This is a genomic window from Hymenobacter actinosclerus (assembly GCF_900111515.1).
Classification (GTDB): domain Bacteria; phylum Bacteroidota; class Bacteroidia; order Cytophagales; family Hymenobacteraceae; genus Hymenobacter; species Hymenobacter actinosclerus.
In genome coordinates this window covers 213,298-231,980 of the sequence record NZ_FOHS01000002.1, presented here as the reverse complement: position 1 = coordinate 231,980, position 18,683 = coordinate 213,298, and the positions used below count along the sequence as shown (strand labels likewise).

The following is an 18,683-nucleotide window of genomic DNA, read 5'->3' as shown; positions in this document are numbered from 1 at the left end:
GGGCGGCGAAAAGCCTGATAAAACGCAGCGTAAGGCTGTGCTTTCTACCCTCCCTAGTCGTTGAACACCGGGATGTAGGTGGCCTGGAAGGCGTTGCCGGCCTGGTTGTAGGCATTCACCAGCTTCACGTTTTGAGTGTTGTAGCCGCCTACCAGGCCGTTCATACGGTCGGCGTCGGCCTTCGTGAAACGGTCCTGGCGGGTGAGCAGCTCCTGAATCTGAGGGGCCTGGGTGGTAGCGAAACCGGCGTAGTAGTTCACCAGGTTGCGGGCCGCGTCGCGGTAGCGGGCGTCTTTGCCGCGGAAGGGCGCAATGGGTTGCAGGGCCGCCGTGGCCGTCTGGGCATCGGTGGCCAGCTGCTGGCGGGCCTGCTCGAAGCCGGCGGCGTCGCGGGCGTTGAGCGCATCAATGAGGCAGGCGCTGGCCTTTTCCAGCCGGAACTGGGCCAGGTACACCTGGTGCTGGTACTGGTTCACCTCCGACACCTGCCGCATGTACTGGGCCAGCCGCCGGCCCTCGGGGTCTTCGGAAATGGTCATGCCGTGGCGGCGGGCGAAGCGCAGCTGGGCGGCATCCACCGAATCGTTGACCACCTGCATTTTGCGCTCGGCCACTTCCTGGAGCTGGAAGTAGCGTTCCATGTTTTCTACGGTGGCCGTGCGGGTGGCGGCCAGCAAATCCACGGCCTTGTAGTCCTCCGAGTACACCTTCAGCAGCTGGTAGAAGGCCTCCGTGGTCTGCTCCTTGAAGCCCTTGTCGTCTTTATAGGCGGGCAGCCTGGCCAGTTTCTGCAGCGAGAGTTCGGTTTGCTTCACCAAATCCTGGCGCTTGGCGTCCACTTTCTTCTCGTTGGTCGAGTGGGCCGATTTGCTGATATAGCGCAGGTTTTTCTTGAGCATGGCCCGCTGCTCGCCCACGATGAAGTTGTTGTAGGCGCCGGGGTCGGTAAACGTCTGGGCCCGGGCGGCCGGGGTGAAGCCCGCCGAGAGCAGGCCGGCAGTTAATAGCAAAGTAGAAAGGCGCATAGAATAGGGTAAAGGGTGGAAAAATTACCTGATGGAGAAGGTGACCGGCAGCGTGAACTCTACGTTCACCGGGTCCCCGTCGAGGCGGCCGGGCTGCCAACCCTGCAGGCTGTTCACCACCCGCAGGGCTTCGGCGTCGAGGGCCGGATCGGCGCTTTTAACCACCTCCGCTTGTTGCACCACCCCGGTTTTGTCGACAATAAACTTCACCTTCACCTGGCCCTGAATTTGGGCCCGGAGGCGGGTAGGCGGATAAGTCGTTCGCTCCTGGATAGTTGTCTGCAGCTGCAGGATCCCACCCGGATACTCCGGATAGCGCAGAAATTCGGTGCAGGGCTGCGGCTGCCCATCAGGCGCAAAACACTCGGCCCCGCGCTGCTTACCCGCTTTATACTGCTCGCGGCGCCGGAGCTGCCCATTCGGGTAATAGCTCAGTAACTGACCATTGCGGTGGTTGTCGGTGAACTCCTCCACGGCCTGGATCTGGCCATTTTCAAACCAGCGGGTCTGGGGCCCCTGGCGTTTGCCTTTCCTTGTCAATACCTCGAGCTGCTTTTGCCCGGAAGCATAGTAGCGAATGTAGCGTTTGGACCCGGCAGCTTCCTGCAACGTATCGGTACGGACGTAATTAGAGTCGAAACCAGCGCTCGTCTGGCTTTCGGGGTGCTGGGAGAAATACTCGTTGAGTGATTGCGCCACCGCGGAGGGCACCAGTCCGCTTAGCAGCAAACCTGCTAACAAGCCCCTGCTTAATCCCCCATACTTGTTTTTTAGATTCATGCTGATTCAGTCGGATTAGGCACACGTTATCGGTTGCAGATCTTCTTTCCTGAATTGTTAATCAACGGTCTTCTCTTACCCCGCCAGCCCCTTTTCTACCAGCGCCTGGGCTTTATCAATAGCCGCGCCCAAACCGGCCGCGTTCTTGCCGCCGGCCGTGGCGAAGAACGGCTGGCCGCCGCCGCCGCCCTGGATTTCCCTGGCCAGCTCACGTACCAGGGTGCTGGCGTTGAGCTTGCCGGCTTCCACCAGTTCGTCGGCCAGCATCACGGCCAGCTGGGGCTTGCCCTCGATTTCGGCACCGAGCACGGCTACCAGGTTGGGCACGGCCTGCCGGAGCTGGAAGGCCAGCGTTTTCAGGCCCTCGGCCGAGGTGGCCTGCACCTGGGCGGCCAGGAAGTTCACTTCGCCCAGTGGCTGCACCTGGCCCGCCAGCTGCTCGCGCTGCTGGTTGATGCTCTGCTGGGCAAACTGGTCGATTTGCTTACGCAGGGCGGCAATTTCCTCGGTCTGCTTTTCGATGCCGGGCAGCAGGTGCTGGGGGTTGCCTAGGGCCTCGCGCACCTGGCCCAGCAGGTCCAGCTGCTGGTTCACGAAGGCTTCGGCGGCCTCGGCCGTTACGGCCTCGATGCGGCGCACGCCCGCGCCCACGGCGCTTTCGCTCGTGATTTTAAAGTAGCCAATGTCGCCGGTGGTGCGCACGTGGCAGCCGCCGCAGAGCTCCACCGAAAACTCACGGTCGAAGGTGATGACGCGCACGAACTCGCCGTACTTCTCGCCGAACAGGGCCGTGGCGCCCAGGTTTTTGGCCTCGGCTATGGGCACGTTGCGGCGCTCGTCCAGCGGAATCTGCTGGCGGATGCGGGCATTCACCAGCGTTTCCACCTGCCGGAGTTGGTCGTCGGTTACTTTGGTGAAGTGCGAGAAGTCGAAGCGCAGCAGCTTTTCGTTGACCAGCGAGCCTTTCTGGGCCACGTGGGTGCCCACCACCTCGCGCAGGGCGGCTTGCAGTAGGTGGGTGGCGGTGTGGTTGCGCATAATCTGGGCGCGGCGGGCGGGCTCGTAGCGGGCCGTAAACTCGGCCTCCAGGTCCTGGGGCAGCTCCAGCACGGTGTGCACAATCAGGTCGTTTTCCTTTTTGGTGTCGATTACCCGCACCTTGCTCAGGGCCGATTCCAGGTAGCCCGTGTCGCCCACCTGCCCACCCGATTCGGCGTAGAACGGGGTCTGGTCGAGCACCACCTGGTACTCGGTTTTTCCCTTGCGGTCGGTGCGGCGGTAGCGCAGGATGCGGGCCGGCGCCTCGGCTTGGTCGTAGCCCACAAAGGCGGGCTGCTCCTCCGATTCGAGAACAATGGTCCAGTCGCTCTGCTCGGCTTCCTGGGCATTGCGCGAGCGGCTTTTCTGGGCCGCCAGGGCCTGCTGAAAACCCTGCTCATCCACGCTCAGGCCCTTTTCGCGGGCAATCAGGGCCGTCAGGTCGAGGGGGAAACCAAAGGTGTCGGACAGCTCGAAGGCCGTGGGGCCGTCGATGCGGTTGCCGTTCTGGCGGAAGCCTTCTTCAAGGGAGTCAATCCGCCGCAGGCCGTTTTCGAGGGTCTTGAGGAAGCTGATTTCTTCCTCTTCCACCACGCGCTGCACGAACTGCTGCTGCTGCTTGAGTTCGGGGAAGATGCCGCGCATCTGGTCGGCAAGCACCGGCACGATTTTGTACAAAAACGGCTGTTTCTGGTTCAGGCTCGAAAACGCGTAGCGCACAGCTCGCCGCAGGATGCGCCGAATCACGTAGCCGGCCTTTACGTTGCTCGGGAGTTGGCCGTCGGCAATGGTGAAGGCGATGGTGCGGATGTGGTCGGCAATGACGCGGATGGCAATGTCGGTCTTCTCGTTCTCGGTGGCCGGCTGGTCGGTGACGGTGGCCGGGGAGGTGCCGTGGTATTCCACGCCGACTTCCTTGGCGATGAACTGAATCAGGGGCTGGAAAACGTCGGTGTCGTAGTTGGATTTCACGCCCGACACGGCCATCATCAAACGCTCGAAGCCCATGCCCGTATCTACGTTCTGCTGAGGCAGTTTCAGCAGCGACTTATCGGCCCGGCGCTCGAACTCCATGAACACGTTGTTCCAGATTTCGACCACCTGCGGGTGGTCGGCATTCACCAGCTCGGCCCCCGGCTTTTGGGCCCGCTCGGCCTCGTCGCGCAGGTCGATGTGGATTTCAGTGCACGGGCCGCAGGGGCCGGTGTCGCCCATTTCCCAGAAGTTATCCTTCTTGTTGCCGGGCAGAATCCGCTCGTCGGTGGTGTAGGTGCGCCACAACTCCTGGGTCTCGGTATCGGGGCCGAGGCCGTCACCGGCGTCGCCCTCGAAGTAGGTAACGTAGAGGCGGTCCTGGTCGAGCTTGTAGACTTCGGTGAGCAGCTCCCAGGCCCAGGCAATGGCGTCTTTCTTGAAATAATCCCCGAACGACCAGTTGCCGAGCATCTCGAACATGGTGTGGTGGTAGGTGTCGTAGCCTACTTCTTCGAGGTCGTTGTGCTTGCCCGATACGCGCAGGCACTTCTGCGTATCGGCGATGCGCTTGAAGGGTGCCGGCTTGTTGCCCAGGAAGTAATCCTTGAACGGGGCCATGCCCGAGTTGATGAACAGCAGCGTCGGGTCGTCCTTGACCACAATCGGGGCCGAGGGCACGATATGGTGGCCTTTGGAGGCGAAGAAATCGAGGAACTGCTGGCGGACGTGAGAAGCGGTTGGGAGCATTGGGCAGGGGCGCGCGGCGGGCGCCCGTTCGGTGAAGAAGAGAGGAAGCCACCGCCGGGAATTGGCGGCAACCGGGTTTTTAGCTATTTTTCGCCATCAAACCCCATGGCGCTACCCGTAAAGGTAGCCGGCTGAGACAAAAGGGAAAAATGTAGCGCCCGCCTTTGGCCGGGCATTGCCTTATCCGCTGTCGGCCGCTGGCCCGCCTGTCATGCCCGAAGCCGCCGCCCGGCCCTACCACTCCCCCCCCCATGACCTACCAAGACCGCGAAATTGAGAAGCAGTACTTCACCATCGGCGAAGTGGCCCAGCAGTTCAACGTGGCACCCTCGCTGATCCGGTTCTGGGAAACGGAGTTCGACGAGCTGCGCCCGCGCAAGAGCAAGAAGGGCAACCGCCTCTACACGCCCCAGGACATCGATATTTTCCGCACCATCTACCACCTGGTGAAGGAGCGCGGCTACACGATTCCCGGCGCCCGCGACCTGCTCAAGCAGAAAGGCCCGCAGCTCAAGGAGAAAATCGACGTCATCCAAAGCCTGGAGAAAGTCCGCAAGTTTATGGTGACGATGAAGAAGGATTTGGACGCGCTGGGCAAGGCCTCCTCATAGCCTGGTGTTGCGCCTCACCCCCTAGCCCCCTCTCCGAAAAAGGAGAGGGGGAACTAGTTTTTAGCTTTTCAAAACTATTATTTCTAGCCCCTAATCCAAACCAGCTTTTAAAAACTAGAAGCTAGTTCCCCCTCTCCTTTTTCGGAGAGGGGGCTAGGGGGTGAGGCGACTATAATGAACGACGACACCCTGCTCCACGAAGTCGCCCTGACGCTGTTCCCGAATGTGGGGCCGCAACTCACGCGGCAGCTGATGAGCTACGCCGGCTCGGCCCGCAACGCCCTGCACCTGCCGCCGGGCAAGCTGCTGCGGATTCCGGGCGTAGGTCCGAAAACGGTGGAGCTGCTAGTGGGCAAGCCCCGCACCGAGGCCCTAAACCAGGCCGAAACGGCGTTGCGGCGGGCCGAGAAAGAGGGCGTGCAGCTGCTGTTCTACACCAGCAAGGCGTTTCCGGCGCGGCTCAAGCTGCTGCCCGACGCCCCCGCCCTGCTCTACTACCAGGGCACGGCCGACCTCAACCACCCCAAAACGCTGGCCCTGGTGGGCACCCGCCAGGCCACCGACTACGGCCGCGAGCAAACCGAGCGGCTCATCAAGGGCGTGGCCGCCCACCGCCCGCTCATCGTCAGCGGCCTGGCCTACGGCATTGATATTGCCGCCCACCGCGCCGCGCTGCAGGAAGGGCTGGAAACGGTGGGCGTGATGGCCACCGGCCTCGACGTCCTGTACCCGGCTGTGCACCGCAAAACGGCCGAGAAGATGCTCACCCAGGGCGGCCTGCTCACCGAATTCCCCTTCGGCACTCCGCCCGACAAGTACAACTTCCCCGCCCGCAACCGCATCATCGCCGGCCTTTCGGACGGCACGGTGGTAGTGGAAGCGGCCAAAAAAGGCGGGGCCCTGATAACGGCCGACCTGGCCCAGGGCTACGACCGCGACGTGCTGGCCGTGCCGGGGCCCCTGGGCTCGGCGGCCTCCGAGGGATGCCACGACCTCATCAAGAGCAACAAAGCCGCCCTCTACTCCGAGCCCCGCGACATCGAGCAGCTGCTCAACTGGGACCTGGCCCTGCACCTGCACGGCCGACCCAAATCACCTAAAGCCTTCGACCCGCTCGATTTTACGGCCGACGAATTCGGCCTGCTGACCGTGCTGCAAGCTACCCCCGGCCGCGAAGAGCACCTCGACACGCTGGCCTGGAAGGCCCAGCTGCCGGTGCATCTGGTGGCCGGCATATTGCTGAGCCTGGAATTCGGCGGGGTGATAAAGGCGCTGCCCGGCAAGCGGTTCGCGCTAATTTAAGTTGTTCGCCAAGAGCTGTCCGCTTCCAGCCCTTGTCCTTTATGCCTCCTGTAGTGCTCCGTAGTGTGGCGGCCTAGTGTCCTCTGCCATCCAAACGCTAACAGCTCAATAAAATGCTCCTCTGCAACAATCAGCTCCACCCAGAATCTACGTTTGCGCTGCCGCTGCCAAACCGCGGCCTGCAGTTCAATGATGGCTTCTTCGAGACGCTGGTGTGGGCTGATGGCGGCCTGCGCTACGGCCCGCAGCACCTGGCCCGGATGCAGCGGGCCGCCGCTGCCCTGGACCTGCCGTTGCCCGCGGCGCTGGCCACGCTCGAAGCCTTAACGGCCACCCTGGCCCGGCTTGTGGGAGCCCAGCCTCAGCCAGCCGCGCCGCAGCGGCTTCGGCTGCAGCTCTGGCGGCCGGGCGGTGGCCTTTACGCGCCCCCCGAGGCCACTGGCCAGGCCATAACGGCCGAATGGCTGGTTACGGCCCGGCCGTTTGAGGAACGCACGGCGCCGGTGGCCCTGGCTGGTTTCGGCACTACGGTGCGCACCCAGCTTAGCCCGGTGTCATTCTGCAAGGGCCCTAATGCGCTGCTGTACGTGCTGGCAGCCCGCGAGCGGGAGCAGCGCGGGCTCGATGAGCTGCTGCTACTGTCGGGGGCGGGGCACGTGGCCGAGGCGGGCGCGGCGGCCGTGGGCTGGGTGCGCAAGGATGCCGTGTACGTGCCGGCCGAAACGGCGGGCGGCGTGAGCAGCGTGCGACTGGCGCACCTGCGCGCTGTGGCGACGCAGCTGGGCGTGGTCTGGCATGAGGGCCTGTACGAGCCAGATGCGCTGCTGGCGGCCGAGGCCGTGTTTACGGCCAGCGTGGCCGGGTTGCGGCCAGTGCAGCAGGTGGAAGGCCGGAGGTTCGACTCGGCGCAACACCCGCTGCTGCTGCGGCTGCTGGCCGCCGACCTGGCCACCCGAAGCTAAGCGCGCGGGCTGATGTTTTCCTGGCTCATTCAGCGCTGTTTCTGATTGTGCTGGCGCAGCAGCTGCATCCAGCTTTCGAGATGGTTTACCAGATCGGCCTCGGTTACATCGTTCTGGCGCAGGATCTGGCGGCGGTCGAAGGCCGGATTTTCCAGCGAATAAAGAGCCACCCAGGCCCGGTGCTTGCGCGACAGCCCCAGCGGGGCATCAGGGTCGTCGTCGTTCGGGTCGGGGGCAGATGGTGAAATCAGCATCGCCCATGTACGGACCGGAACAGCAGGCCGGATTTTACCGCCAAAATTTTGCACATTTCCAGCTTTCTACATCGGCGCTATACTGCCACCGGAGCTTTGATAGCGGGCCAGGGGTCGTAGTTTTCCAGCGTGAAATCCTCGTACTGAAAAGCAAAAATGTCGGTTACGGCCGGGTTGAGGCGCATAACGGGCAGCGGCCGGGGGGCGCGGGTGAGCTGCAGGGCGGCCTGTTCGAGGTGGTTGCTGTAGAGGTGGGTGTCGCCGCCGGTCCAGATGAATTCGCCGGGCTCCAGGCCCGTTACCTGGGCCATCATGAGCGTGAGCAGGGCGTAGGAAGCAATGTTGAACGGCACGCCCAGGAACACGTCGGCCGAGCGCTGGTAGAGCTGGCACGAGAGGCGGCCATCGGCTACGTAGAACTGGAACAGGGCGTGGCAGGGCGTCAGGCGCATCTGGGGCAGGTCGGCCACGTTCCAGGCACTCACCACCATGCGGCGCGAGTCGGGCTGGGTGCGCAGCAGGTGCACCATCTGGGCAATCTGGTCGATGCTCTGGCCGTCGGGGGCGCGCCAGCTGCGCCACTGCTGCCCGTAGATGGGGCCCAGCTCGCCGTGCGCATCGGCCCACTCGCGCCAGATGCTCACGCCCACGTCTTCGAGCGACTGGTTGCTGGTGTCGCCGCGCAGAAACCAGAGCAGCTCGTGGATGATGCTTTTGAGGTGCACCTTTTTGGTGGTCACCAGCGGGAAACCGGCCTGCAAATCAAACCGCATCTGGTAGCCGAACACCGAGAGCGTGCCGGTGCCCGTGCGGTCGGTTTTACGGGTGCCATGGTCGAGGATGTGCTGGAGCAGGTCGTGGTACTGGCGCATGTGGGCGGTAGAGGCGGGTTGAAGGGCCAAAAGTAGAAAAACCGCCCGACTGGGGCGGCTTTGCCTGGCTGGCGGCGGCCGGCGCACGCCGGCTACTCCCCTACCGTTTGCTGATTTTATTGAGCGAAATGCTGCGCTGCTGGTTGCTTTTGAAACCATTTACGGCGCCGGAGCGCAGGGCGCGGTGCTTGGTGGCCCGGCCGCTCACGCGCGCCCGCCACATCCGGAACGAGGAAGCTTTCATTTCGCGGCGCATGAGGGCAATAACGTCTTTCTCGGCCAGACCAAACTGCGCCTCAATGGCTTCGAAAGGCGTGCGGTCCTCCCAGCCCATTTCTATGACGCGATTGATGTCTTCGGGCGATAATTCGGCGGGAATGGGCGTCGCGGACATACGGCAGGGGTTGCGCCGGGCAAGAGTATCCGACGCCGGTACAACGGCCGGCTGGGGGCCGATGTTTTGAGCGCTGGCACCTGCTACGGCAGTACCTCACGCCACTGGCCGGCTTTAACAGCAAAAAGCCACTCATTTTGTGAGTGGCTTTCGTGGCAGTGATATACGCCAGGCTGGTTACTCAGCAGGGGCCTGTTCGGGCTTCTTCTCGTAGCGTTGAACTGCGGCCCGAATTCGGGTAGCCAGTTCGTACAGCTCATCAAGCGAGGTAATATTCACCCGCTCCCCGCCTTCAACGTCAAACATGGTTACGTACTTTTTGCTACCATTAAAATGCAGGCGACAAATGGGTTTACGGTTGTTGTCATCGAGCAGGATACCGCAATATGATTGCACGTCGCGCATGACCACCCGGTTGACGGCCACCATCTTGCGCAGAATAGCCCGCACAATCATAAAGCCCTCGGTTTCTTCGACCGTCGTTTCGATTTCCTTGTCATCTGATTCTACGGCAGTCAACCCGGCAACTTCGGTAGCGGGCGGCGGCGGTAGCTCGGGAGCCAGCATGCTACTGTTGGTATCGACCATGGCGGAGCGCAGCCGCATCGTGATTTTGTCGTTCAGAAACTGATGAAACGAGCGGTGAACCAGGGCGCTGAACTGGTCCTTCAGCTTTGGGGTCAGCACCCCGTCGTAGACCTGCTTCGACACAAAGTTGATGAAGTCGGCGGAGGGCTGAGTGAACTGCTCGTCGAAATACCTCTTGAAAGCCCGCATGTATTTCAGATTATGCGCGGCAAACAGCATATCCTCAATGTTGAAGGATGGTTTGCTGAGTTTCTTGATTTCGGCTACGTCGTTTTCCTGAAAATTGAACAAGTCAAATTCCATGAAAGGCCGTTCATCCATCTTGTTGGGCTGCTCCAAATCAGTAAACAGCCGGTACGTCGAGCCATTGGTCAGAATGGCAATACGGGCCTCCGTAACGTGGAAGTAGCGGAACAGCTGGCTGGCGTTGTTAATGGTCAGGTCGCCGCCTACGCGCTTGCACTCAATGAGAATGATAGGCATGCCGTCGCGCATGATGGCGTAATCAATCTTCTCGCCCTTCTTCGTGCCAATATCACAGATGAACTCGGGTACTACTTCGGTCGGGTCGAATACATTATAACCCAGCGCATTGATAAAAGGCATTACCAGTGCCGTTTTGGTTGCCTCTTCGGTTTGAATGTGTGCTAACTGCTTCTGCACCCGCGAGGCCAGATTAGTAAGTTGGTCGATAAGCTCCATGTAGATTTTAGGAATAAGAAGTAAAAGTGGCTGAATGTAAGTACTTACCCGGAAAATACAAAAAGACCACTCGATTTGAGTGGTCTTTTTGAAAAATAGGCTTTACGAATTCCTACAACGACTTCGTAGCAGGCTTGGCGGCCGGGGTCGTGGCGGCGGTGCTGGTTTTGGCGTCCTTCTTCATGCAGCACGAGGGCGTGCTGGCCATAGCGCATTCGGCTTTGGCTTCGGTAGTAGCTTTTTTGGCCTTCTTACCTTTGTCGCCCTTGCCGCCTTCCGAGGCGGTGGCGGCTGAGGCGGTGAAAGCAAACAGGGCGAGGGCAAGCAGGACGTTTTTCATGAGAAAGGGAAATATGGACATGAGGGAAACAAATGGCCGAAAGCAGCGGTTGGGTTTCGGCTGCCCCTAAAGTACGCAATGCTGGCCGAAATTCCAGCGACTATACAGGATTAATCAACGAATAGCTTGTACTGTGCCACGATGCGTAAAACCGGAGCCTAATTTCCCGGCCTTCGCTGCGCTCCTTACCCTATGCCCTTCGGCCCGAACACCGTGCTGCCCACGCCGGCCAAGGCCTTCGCTGCGCTCCTTACCCTATGCCCCTTCGCCGCTACGCGCACCTGACTTTGTGGGCCCTTGGGCTGCTGACGGCCCTGGCCGTGTTTTTCGTAGCCCAGCTGCGCTTCAACTACAATTTCAACGACTTCTACCCCGCCGGCGACCCCGACCTCGACTACTACGAGCAGTATGCGGACCGCTTCGGCAACGACAACGACTACGTGCTGCTGGGCCTGGAGGCCCCCGCGGGCCAGACCGTGTTCGAGCCCGACTTTCTGGTGCGGCTCGATTCGCTGACCCGGTTTCTGGCCGGCCGGCCCCACGTGCTGCGCGTGTCGTCGCCGACCAACGCCGTGAACCCCGTGGTGGAGGGGCCGGGCGTGTTCAACCTGCCCTACCTGCACCCCCGCGAGCCCGCCCGCCGCGCCCTCGATTCGGCCCTGATTTACCGCACGCCGGGGCTGGTGGGCAACCTGATTTCGCGGGATGCCCGCGCCGCCACCATCCTGTTCCAGACCTCGCCCAACCTGAGCAAGCCGCCCGGCGACTCGCTGCTGGCCGCGCTGCGCCGCGAGCTGGGCCGCCAGGGCTTCGGCGAAAGCGAGTACCACCTGGCCGGCAAGCAGGTGGCCCAGTCGGTGTTCGTGGATAGGCTGCAGGGCGAGCTGGTGCTGTTTATGAGCCTGTCGGTGCTGCTCGTGACGGGGCTGCTGTGGCTCACGTTCCGGACCTGGTGGGGCGTGGTGCTGCCGCTGGTGGTGGTGCTGGGGGCCATTCTGTGGGGACTGGCCGTGATGTCGGCTTTCGGGGTGAGCATTGATTTGATGACGGCCCTGCTGCCGGTGATGCTGTTTGTGGTGGGCATGTCCGACACCATTCACCTCATCACGCGCTACATCACGGAGCTGGGCTACGGGGCCGAAAAAAAGACGGCCCTGCTGGTGGCCATGCGCGAGTCGGCCTTCGGCTCGGGGCTGTCGGCCCTGACGACCAGCATCGGCTTCTTCTCGCTGATGACCAGCTCCATCCGGCCCATTTACAACTTCGGGCTGTTTACGGGCATTGCCGTGCTGCTCACATTTGTGCTGAGCTTCACGTTGCTGCCGGCCATGCTGGCACTGCTCAAAAAGCCCCAGCTACGGGTGCCGCGCGAGCAGGGCCACAGCTGGGACGGGGTGCTGGGCCGCCTGTTCCGGCAGGTGCTGGCCCGGCGGCACTGGGTGGTGGGCATCAGCGCCGTGGTGCTGGTGCTGTCGGTGGCCTCGGCCTCCACCATCCGCATTAACTCGGCGTTGCTGGATGACCTCTCCAAAAACGACCCGGTGAAGCTGGATTTCCGGTTTTTTGAGGAACAGTTTGCCGGCGTGCGGCCCTTTGAGCTGGCCCTGCAGCCCGGCCCCGGCCGCACGGTGTTCGATCTGGAAGTGCTGCGCGAAACCGAGCAGATTGAAAATTATCTACAGAAAAGCTACGGCCTCAACTTCGTGGCCTCGCCGGTTACCATCATAAAATCGGTGCGCAAGGCCCTGAACGGCGGCCTGGTGGAAGAGTACCGCCTGCCCGCCGACGAGGCCGAGCTGGCGCGGCTGCTGCGCAAGGTGAAGCTGTTCCGGCAGAAGCCCGAGTTCCGGGCCCTGGCCCTGCCCGATGCCTCCCAGGGCCGCCTCACCGGTCGCATGGCCGACGTGGGCAGCGTCCGCATCCACGGCCTCAACACCGGCCTGCACCAGTTCCTGCGCACGGCCATCGACCCGACGGTGCTCCGGACCCGGCTCACGGGCTCGGCCAACCTCATCGACAAGAACAACGAGAACCTGAGCCGCGACATGATTACCGGCATGACGCTCGACATCGTGATGGTGACCATCATCGTGCTGGCCCTGTTCCGGAGCCTGCGTATGACTGTGGTAGTGCTCATCCCCAACCTGGTGCCCATCCTGATTGTGGCCGGCGTGATGGGCCTGGCCGGGGTGAGCATGAAGGTGAGCACCAGCATCATCTTCACCATCGCCTTCGGCATTGCCGTCGACGATACCATCCATTTTATGAGCAAACTCAAGCTGGTGCTGGGCAAGGAAGACAACCTGTTCCGGGCGGTGCGCAAAACCTACCTGATGGCCGGCAAAGCCGTCGTCGTCACCTCCCTGATTCTGGTGGGCGGCTTCTCCACGCTGCTGTTCTCCTCCTTCGACGGCACCTTCTACGTGGGTTTCCTGATTGGCCTGACGCTGCTGTTCGGCGTGGTGGCCGAGCTGACGCTGCTGCCTATCCTGATTCTGTGGCTGTATAAGCACGAGCCCAAAGCTATTATCAAGGAAGTGGTCGTGCCGTAGGCGGGAGTGTTTAGTGGTTAGTGGTTAGTGGAGGAACGTCATTCAGAGCGCAGCGAAGAATCTTGCGTGCTGATGCCGGTGTGCTAATTCAACGTCAGCACGCGAGATTCTTCGCTGTGCTCTGAATGACGTTCCTCTACTCCCGAACTTCCTGTCCGCTCCGCTGGTTGACACCGGTAGCCCCGCCAGAAAGGCTATCTTTGCTCAAGCACCACCCAAAAACCGCAATTCATGGAAGTATCCGTCGACTCTCACCCGCTGCTGCCCCGTATCGAGCAGGCCCTCGACGGCATCCGCCCCTACCTGGCCGCCGACGGTGGCAACGTGCGGGTACTCGAAATCACCGACGACATGGTGCTGCGCCTGGAATTGCTCGGCGCCTGCGGTACCTGCCCCATGTCGCCGATGACGCTCAAGGCCGGCGTGGAGGAATCGGTAAAGAAAGCCGTGCCCGAAATCCGGTCCGTCGAAGCCATCAACGTCACGCCCATGAGCGAGCAACCCGCCGGCCAGGTTCGCTAGGGTTGTTATTGAACACTTTTTTCGTCGCGCCCCGCTCCCGCCGTTTCATTGGTGGAAGCGGGGCGCGGTGGTTCCACGACCAGTTCGGATTCTGAAGCGCCAGCGGGGCGATACATCGGTAGCATAAGATTATAGTGCATGTTTAAAAGCGCCAGCGCTAGCGGGGAAACCCCAATCGTTGAACTGTTCGTATCGCCCCGCTGGGGCTTCAATGAGTAGGTGCTTATGTCGCGAGCGTAAACGTCGCTACAGCTAGACGTATAATAGATACTGACTACGACACTCAATATGGCCTTCGATGTAAATCCTATCTTTATCAATATTGTATTAAAGCAATATCTGGCTGATGTTACTTTAGTGGTTGGCATTCTTAAAGCAGAGGGAGAAAAGCGAGGCACTTCTCAAACGTGGCAGAAGGCCATGTATAAATCAGGAGAGATTCCTGAAATGGAATTGGAATACGATTTCCACGGGATTGGATGCTGGGTTAAATACAAGGATAGAATCATTGATTTTGACTTCAGAGGGGATGCGGGTAATACGGTTTTTGGTATAGACCCTTGGTTAGCAGCTCACTATTTGCAAAGTCTTGATTTGAAGGGATGCTATGACTTGGATATTTGTCACAAGCTAATCATGGCAACGATTTATAAATTGCTTAGTGAAGGAGAGTTAGTGGCTAGCGATGATGTATATTTCTACACAAATGATTATTACAAGCTCAGTAAGAGTCGACTTTTCCGTTCAGTGTAACTAGCCGGCCATGCGAGCTAGTTTCCCAATTTCCTCCCGACCTTACGGCCACCATTTGCCCGGTTTCGTTGTTAGCCTAACGAATCCAAAAGCATAGAATCTGTTGACACAACCTACTTATACCGAGCCCTACGCCCTCGAAAAAGAGCTGCGCAAGGTGCAGGCCCTTCTCAAGCTGGAGCAGCAGGAGGACTACGAGCAATTTAAAATCAAGAGCGCCCAGGCCAGCATTGCCGAGCGCCAGCGCCGGGGCCTCACCTGGTACCCGGTCAAGATAATTCAGGAAGACATTGGCTTCGGCGGAAAGCTCGTGCTGGAGCTGGAGCGCCAGGGGGGCCAGGGCGGGCTGCACCTGTTTCAGGTGGGCAAAAACGCCGCGCTGTTTGCCAACATCCCCGGCCGCGCCGCCTCCGACCGTCCCACGCTTTCGGGCGTAGTTACCAGCGTTAAGCGCAACAAAATCCGCCTCAGCACCACCAAGGAAGACCTGCCCGACTGGACCGACGAGGGCAAGCTGGGCGTGGATCTGACCTTCGACGAGGTGAGCTACCGCGAGATGGACTACGCCCTGGGCAAGGTGATGGGGGCCTACGACTCGCGCCTGGCCGAGCTGCGCGACGTGCTGCTGGGCGCCCGCCCGGCCCGCTTCCGGCCCGAGGCCGAAGCCACGCTCTACTACCCTTCACCCCTCAACGAGAGCCAGCTGGCCGCCGTGCGCCACGTGCTGGCGGCCCAGGATGTGGCCATCATCCACGGCCCGCCCGGCACCGGCAAAACCACCACGCTGGTGCAGGCCATTCTGGAAACCATCCGGCGCGAGCGGCGGGTGCTGGTGTGCGCCCCCAGCAACACGGCCGTGGACTTGCTCACCGAAAAGCTGGCCGAGCGTGGCGTGAACGTGATTCGGATGGGCAACCCCTCGCGGGTGTCGGACCTGCTGTTGCAGCACACGCTCGATGCCCAGATTATGAATCACAAGAGCTACGCCGAGCTGCGGAGCCTGCGCCAGACCGCTGAGCAGTACCGCGAAGCGGCCGGCAAGTTCAAGAAGCACTTCGGCTGGGAGGAGCGCGAGCAGCGCCGCCTGCTCAAGCAGCAGGCCCACGAGCTGCTCCAGGAATCGGACCAGCTGGAGCGCTACATTACCGAGGATTTGCTGGAGCAGGTGCAGGTGATAACCTGCACGCTGGTGGGGGCCGGCAACCGCGCCATCCGCCACCTGACTTACGAAACCGTGTTCATCGACGAGGCCGCCCAGGCCCTGGAGCCGGGCTCCTGGATTCCGATTTCCAAGGCGGGCCGCGTAGTGCTAGCCGGCGACCATCAGCAGCTGCCGCCCACCGTGAAAAGCGAAAAAGCGGCCCGCGAGGGGCTGCGCGAAACGCTGTTCGAGAAGTGCATCAAGCGCCAGCCCGGCGTGGCCCGCATGCTGGAAACCCAGTACCGCATGCACGAGCTGATTATGCAGTTCAGCTCCCAGCAGTTCTACGACGGCCGCCTCAAAGCCGCCCCTGCCGTGGCCCACGCCGACTTGCCCGCCTACGACCCGCGCTTCGCCCCCGACCTGGCCGTGGAGTTTCTCGACACGGCCGGCTTCGGCTTCCAGGAGCTCACCATCGAGGAAAGCCGCTCGACGGCCAACCCCGAAGAAGCCGACCTGCTGCTCAAGCGCCTGGCCCAGCTGCTGGAGCCCTACGACCCCGTCGACCACGAAACCGACCTGCTCACCATTGGCGTCATCGCACCCTACCGCGCCCAAATCAACTACCTCAAAGACGCCATCGAGGAGAACGACGAGCTGGTGGGCCTCATGGAGCACCGGATGCTGAGCGTGGGCACCGTCGACTCATTTCAGGGCCAGGAGCGCGACATCATCGCCATCAGCCTCACCCGCAGCAACCCCCAGGGCGAAATCGGTTTCCTCTCCGACATCCGCCGCATGAACGTGGGCATGACCCGGGCTCGCAAAAAGCTGCTGCTCATCGGCGACTCGGCCACGCTGGGCGCCCACCCCTTCTACAAAGCCTTTATCGACTACACCGAGCGCATCGGCGCCTACCGCACGGCCTGGGAGCTGGAGGGTTGAGAAAAGAACGTCATTCTGAGCAGAGCGAAGAATCTCGCGTGCCAAAGTAATCCTATCATTAGGAGTTAGCATGGCACGCGAGATTCTTCGCTCTGCTCAGAATGACGTTCTTCTTGCTTTTAGCCCCTGCCAAGCTACTTCAACTCCACATACGACTCGGTGTGCGGAGCATCGGACTTCGTGTTTACGAAGTGCTTCACCGGGTTGTCATAGTTGCTGATGTAGAGGCGGTTGCCCTTGAGCAGCACTTCGGCGGGCTGGTCGATTTTGCCGTTTGCGCCGTCGGTGTCGGGGTTCTGGGCCAGGGTCGTCACGTTGTTGGTTTTCAAATCGACCACGAAAATGGCGTTCTGACGGGCCCCGGTGATGTAGGCCTTGTCGGTTTTGCGGTCAATCACGAAGCCGTCGATGCAGGTGATTTTGTCGCCGGTCAGGGGCACGGCCTGCTGGCTGGCGAAGGTGCCGTCGGGCTTGAGGCTTATTTTGTAGAACGTGCCGTCGCCGAACGAGCCGGTGTAGAGGTTGCCCTGGCGGTCGTAGTCGATGCCGTCGGCCCCGTTATCCACGCCGGTTTCGTTCACATTGGTGGTGAACAGGGCCAGCACGTGCGGGTCGCGGGTTTTAGGCCGGAGGTGAATCGGGCCGCCGGACTTCTGCAACTCATCAAGCGTGAAGCGCATGATGGCCGAGCCTTTGTCGTTGCCGGGCAGGTCCCACTGACTATCAGTTACATACAGCAGATTGTCCTTCCACACCACGCCGTTGGCCAGCGCAAAGCTGTCGGCCACGGTTTCGATGCGGCCCGGCTGGCCATTCTGCATGTTGATGCGCATGAGCCGCGACACGTACTTCTTGCTGTTTTCGTACTGGTTTTCGGCGTAGTACACGTTGCCGTCGGGCCCGAACGCCAGGTCCATGGGCGCGGCCTTTTGGGTGGTCGGCTCCACGGGCAGGTTGGGGGCGAAGGGCTTGTAGGCGTTGCCCACGATTTCCACAATGGAGGCCGGTTGGCTGTTGTCGGCCAGATTGGGCACCGACAGCAGAATGCGGCCCTCGGGGCTTAGCGCCAGGCCGTCGGGCGTGTTGTGGGTGTCGGGCAGCGTGAACAGCAGCTGCGGGCTGCCCACCGTGGGGATGGTGCCGGCCGGCACGCCCATCGTATCGGCCGGGGCGCTGGCGGCCGGGGTAGCAGCCGGCGGCGCGGTGGTAGCGGCCGTTTCGGTGGCGGCCGGGTTCGATTGGCAGCCGGCCAGCAGCGCGGCCAGGCTCAGCGGTAGAAGCAGGAAGGATTTCATACAGTTAAAGACAGGTGTGTAAAGAGGCTGCCGGCCAAAGCGCCATGCCGCCGAAGGCAGCAGCCGGCCGGGGCATGGCGCTTTAAGCGAACTGGCAGTTATTTACTGCTGGGTTACGCGCAGCTGCCAGGCCTGCTTATCGAGGTCGTGGCTGAGTTCCTGGAGTAGGTTGGAGGTCGTTTCGTCGATTTTGCCCACCCGCTCGATTCGCTCGCGCACCCGCTTGGCTACGATATCCACGCGGCTACTCATCAAATCGAGTACCTGCCGGTCTTCGAGGAAGCCGCCGGGGTAGCCGCCTAAATCGGCCGTGGCGGCTATTACGCCGGTGCGGCCGTCGATGGGGCGGCCTACCTGCAGGGCCCGCTCGGCCATGATATCGGTGTACTTGAGGTAGGTTTCGGCGTACTCCTGCAACACCTCGTGGAGCTGGTAGTACAGGGGGCCGCGCAGGTTCCAGTGGCTTTGCTTGGCATCGTGGTAGAGTTCGAGCAACTCGGCGACCGTGGCCTGCATTTCCTTGGCTACGGCGTCGCGCTTGGCGGCTTCCATCGGAATCCGCTCGTCGGCGGCGGGGTTGCGGTAGTTGAGGCCGGTCTGGGCCGGCGGCGGCGTGGGCGCGTTTATGGGCGCGGTGGTGCCCATGTTGTCGGTGGTGGCAGGCGGGGTGCGGCGCTGGGCCTGGGCCGAAAAGGTGGTGAGGGCGCACAGCGCGCCGGCGCACAGCAGGGAACGGAATACGGCATGAGATGCAGTGGCCGCAGAAAGGATATGCATAGAAGCAGGGGTTGAATTGTACAGGAGTTAAAACCGGATTAAGCGCCCCGGGTTCTGGTTGAGCTTGCAGTTTTTAACTGGAATACCTAAATTTTATACCCCTTTAAT

General features: G+C 61.4%; 17 protein-coding genes. 7 read left to right on the top strand and 10 right to left on the bottom strand.

Going from position 1 to position 18,683, the window contains the following annotated elements; translation table 11 throughout:
- Nucleotides 1-53: 53 nt before the first annotated feature.
- From BMY67_RS07375 to alaS, 3 genes are all read right to left on the bottom strand, one after another.
- Entirely contained in the window at nucleotides 54-1,025 is a 972-nt protein-coding gene (locus BMY67_RS07375) for an LIC11966 family surface protein (protein WP_143069730.1), read from the bottom strand.
- Between the two features lie 24 nt (nucleotides 1,026-1,049).
- The gene (locus BMY67_RS07370; protein WP_177189737.1) at nucleotides 1,050-1,724 is read right to left on the bottom strand and encodes an energy transducer TonB; all 675 of its coding nucleotides are present in this window, start codon (nucleotides 1,722-1,724) and stop codon (nucleotides 1,050-1,052) included.
- 156 nt (nucleotides 1,725-1,880) lie between these two features.
- On the bottom strand, nucleotides 1,881-4,565 hold the full coding sequence (gene alaS, locus BMY67_RS07365; RefSeq protein ID WP_092770030.1) for an alanine--tRNA ligase: 2,685 nt from the start codon (nucleotides 4,563-4,565) through the stop codon (nucleotides 1,881-1,883).
- Nucleotides 4,566-4,816: 251 nt separating this feature from the next.
- On the opposite strand from alaS, the gene BMY67_RS07360 reads away from it, so the two are divergent.
- The 3 genes from BMY67_RS07360 to BMY67_RS07350 all read left to right on the top strand — a co-directional run bounded on the left by BMY67_RS07360 (nucleotide 4,817) and on the right by BMY67_RS07350 (nucleotide 7,440).
- The gene (locus tag BMY67_RS07360) at nucleotides 4,817-5,176 is read left to right on the top strand and encodes a MerR family transcriptional regulator (protein ID WP_092770028.1); all 360 of its coding nucleotides are present in this window, start codon (nucleotides 4,817-4,819) and stop codon (nucleotides 5,174-5,176) included.
- Nucleotides 5,177-5,350: 174 nt separating this feature from the next.
- On the top strand, nucleotides 5,351-6,478 hold the full coding sequence (dprA, locus tag BMY67_RS07355) for a DNA-processing protein DprA (RefSeq protein ID WP_092770026.1): 1,128 nt from the start codon (nucleotides 5,351-5,353) through the stop codon (nucleotides 6,476-6,478).
- A 113-nt stretch (nucleotides 6,479-6,591) separates the two neighbouring features.
- The gene (locus BMY67_RS07350) at nucleotides 6,592-7,440 is read left to right on the top strand and encodes an aminotransferase class IV (protein ID WP_092770024.1); all 849 of its coding nucleotides are present in this window, start codon (nucleotides 6,592-6,594) and stop codon (nucleotides 7,438-7,440) included.
- 29 nt (nucleotides 7,441-7,469) lie between these two features.
- Here BMY67_RS07350 and BMY67_RS07345 read toward each other — a convergent pair whose 3' ends face one another.
- From BMY67_RS07345 to BMY67_RS07325, 5 genes are all read right to left on the bottom strand, one after another.
- Nucleotides 7,470-7,694, bottom strand: coding sequence for a hypothetical protein (locus BMY67_RS07345; protein WP_092770022.1), 225 nt, complete (start codon nucleotides 7,692-7,694; stop codon nucleotides 7,470-7,472).
- 77 nt (nucleotides 7,695-7,771) lie between these two features.
- Nucleotides 7,772-8,566 (bottom strand): thymidylate synthase, encoded by a 795-nt coding sequence (locus BMY67_RS07340; protein ID WP_092770020.1) that lies wholly within the window; start codon nucleotides 8,564-8,566, stop codon nucleotides 7,772-7,774.
- Between the two features lie 100 nt (nucleotides 8,567-8,666).
- The gene (locus tag BMY67_RS07335; RefSeq protein WP_092770018.1) at nucleotides 8,667-8,960 is read right to left on the bottom strand and encodes a TIGR03643 family protein; all 294 of its coding nucleotides are present in this window, start codon (nucleotides 8,958-8,960) and stop codon (nucleotides 8,667-8,669) included.
- Between the two features lie 177 nt (nucleotides 8,961-9,137).
- Complete coding sequence (locus tag BMY67_RS07330; RefSeq protein WP_092770016.1) at nucleotides 9,138-10,250, bottom strand: type I restriction endonuclease; 1,113 nt, start codon at nucleotides 10,248-10,250, stop codon at nucleotides 9,138-9,140.
- 112 nt (nucleotides 10,251-10,362) lie between these two features.
- Nucleotides 10,363-10,590 (bottom strand): hypothetical protein, encoded by a 228-nt coding sequence (locus tag BMY67_RS07325; RefSeq protein WP_092770014.1) that lies wholly within the window; start codon nucleotides 10,588-10,590, stop codon nucleotides 10,363-10,365.
- Nucleotides 10,591-10,847: 257 nt separating this feature from the next.
- On the opposite strand from BMY67_RS07325, the gene BMY67_RS07320 reads away from it, so the two are divergent.
- From BMY67_RS07320 to BMY67_RS07305, 4 genes are all read left to right on the top strand, one after another.
- On the top strand, nucleotides 10,848-13,142 hold the full coding sequence (locus BMY67_RS07320; protein ID WP_092770012.1) for an efflux RND transporter permease subunit: 2,295 nt from the start codon (nucleotides 10,848-10,850) through the stop codon (nucleotides 13,140-13,142).
- 231 nt (nucleotides 13,143-13,373) lie between these two features.
- Complete coding sequence (locus tag BMY67_RS07315; RefSeq protein ID WP_092770010.1) at nucleotides 13,374-13,664, top strand: NifU family protein; 291 nt, start codon at nucleotides 13,374-13,376, stop codon at nucleotides 13,662-13,664.
- 288 nt (nucleotides 13,665-13,952) lie between these two features.
- Nucleotides 13,953-14,417 (top strand): DUF6896 domain-containing protein, encoded by a 465-nt coding sequence (locus BMY67_RS07310; RefSeq protein WP_092770008.1) that lies wholly within the window; start codon nucleotides 13,953-13,955, stop codon nucleotides 14,415-14,417.
- A gap of 103 nt (nucleotides 14,418-14,520) precedes the next feature.
- Nucleotides 14,521-16,503: an AAA domain-containing protein gene (locus BMY67_RS07305; protein WP_317040327.1), complete on the top strand. Its 1,983-nt coding sequence runs from the start codon at nucleotides 14,521-14,523 to the stop codon at nucleotides 16,501-16,503.
- A gap of 134 nt (nucleotides 16,504-16,637) precedes the next feature.
- Here the strand turns inward: BMY67_RS07305 and BMY67_RS07300 are convergent, their stop codons facing one another.
- Together BMY67_RS07300 and BMY67_RS07295 are read right to left on the bottom strand one after the other, a co-directional pair.
- Nucleotides 16,638-17,798, bottom strand: a complete 1,161-nt coding sequence (locus BMY67_RS07300; RefSeq protein WP_092770004.1) for an SMP-30/gluconolactonase/LRE family protein — start codon at nucleotides 17,796-17,798, stop codon at nucleotides 16,638-16,640.
- 102 nt (nucleotides 17,799-17,900) lie between these two features.
- A complete protein-coding gene (locus tag BMY67_RS07295) occupies nucleotides 17,901-18,575 on the bottom strand; it encodes a Dps family protein (RefSeq protein WP_245744943.1) in 675 nt (224 codons plus the stop codon).
- Nucleotides 18,576-18,683: the final 108 nt, after the last annotated feature.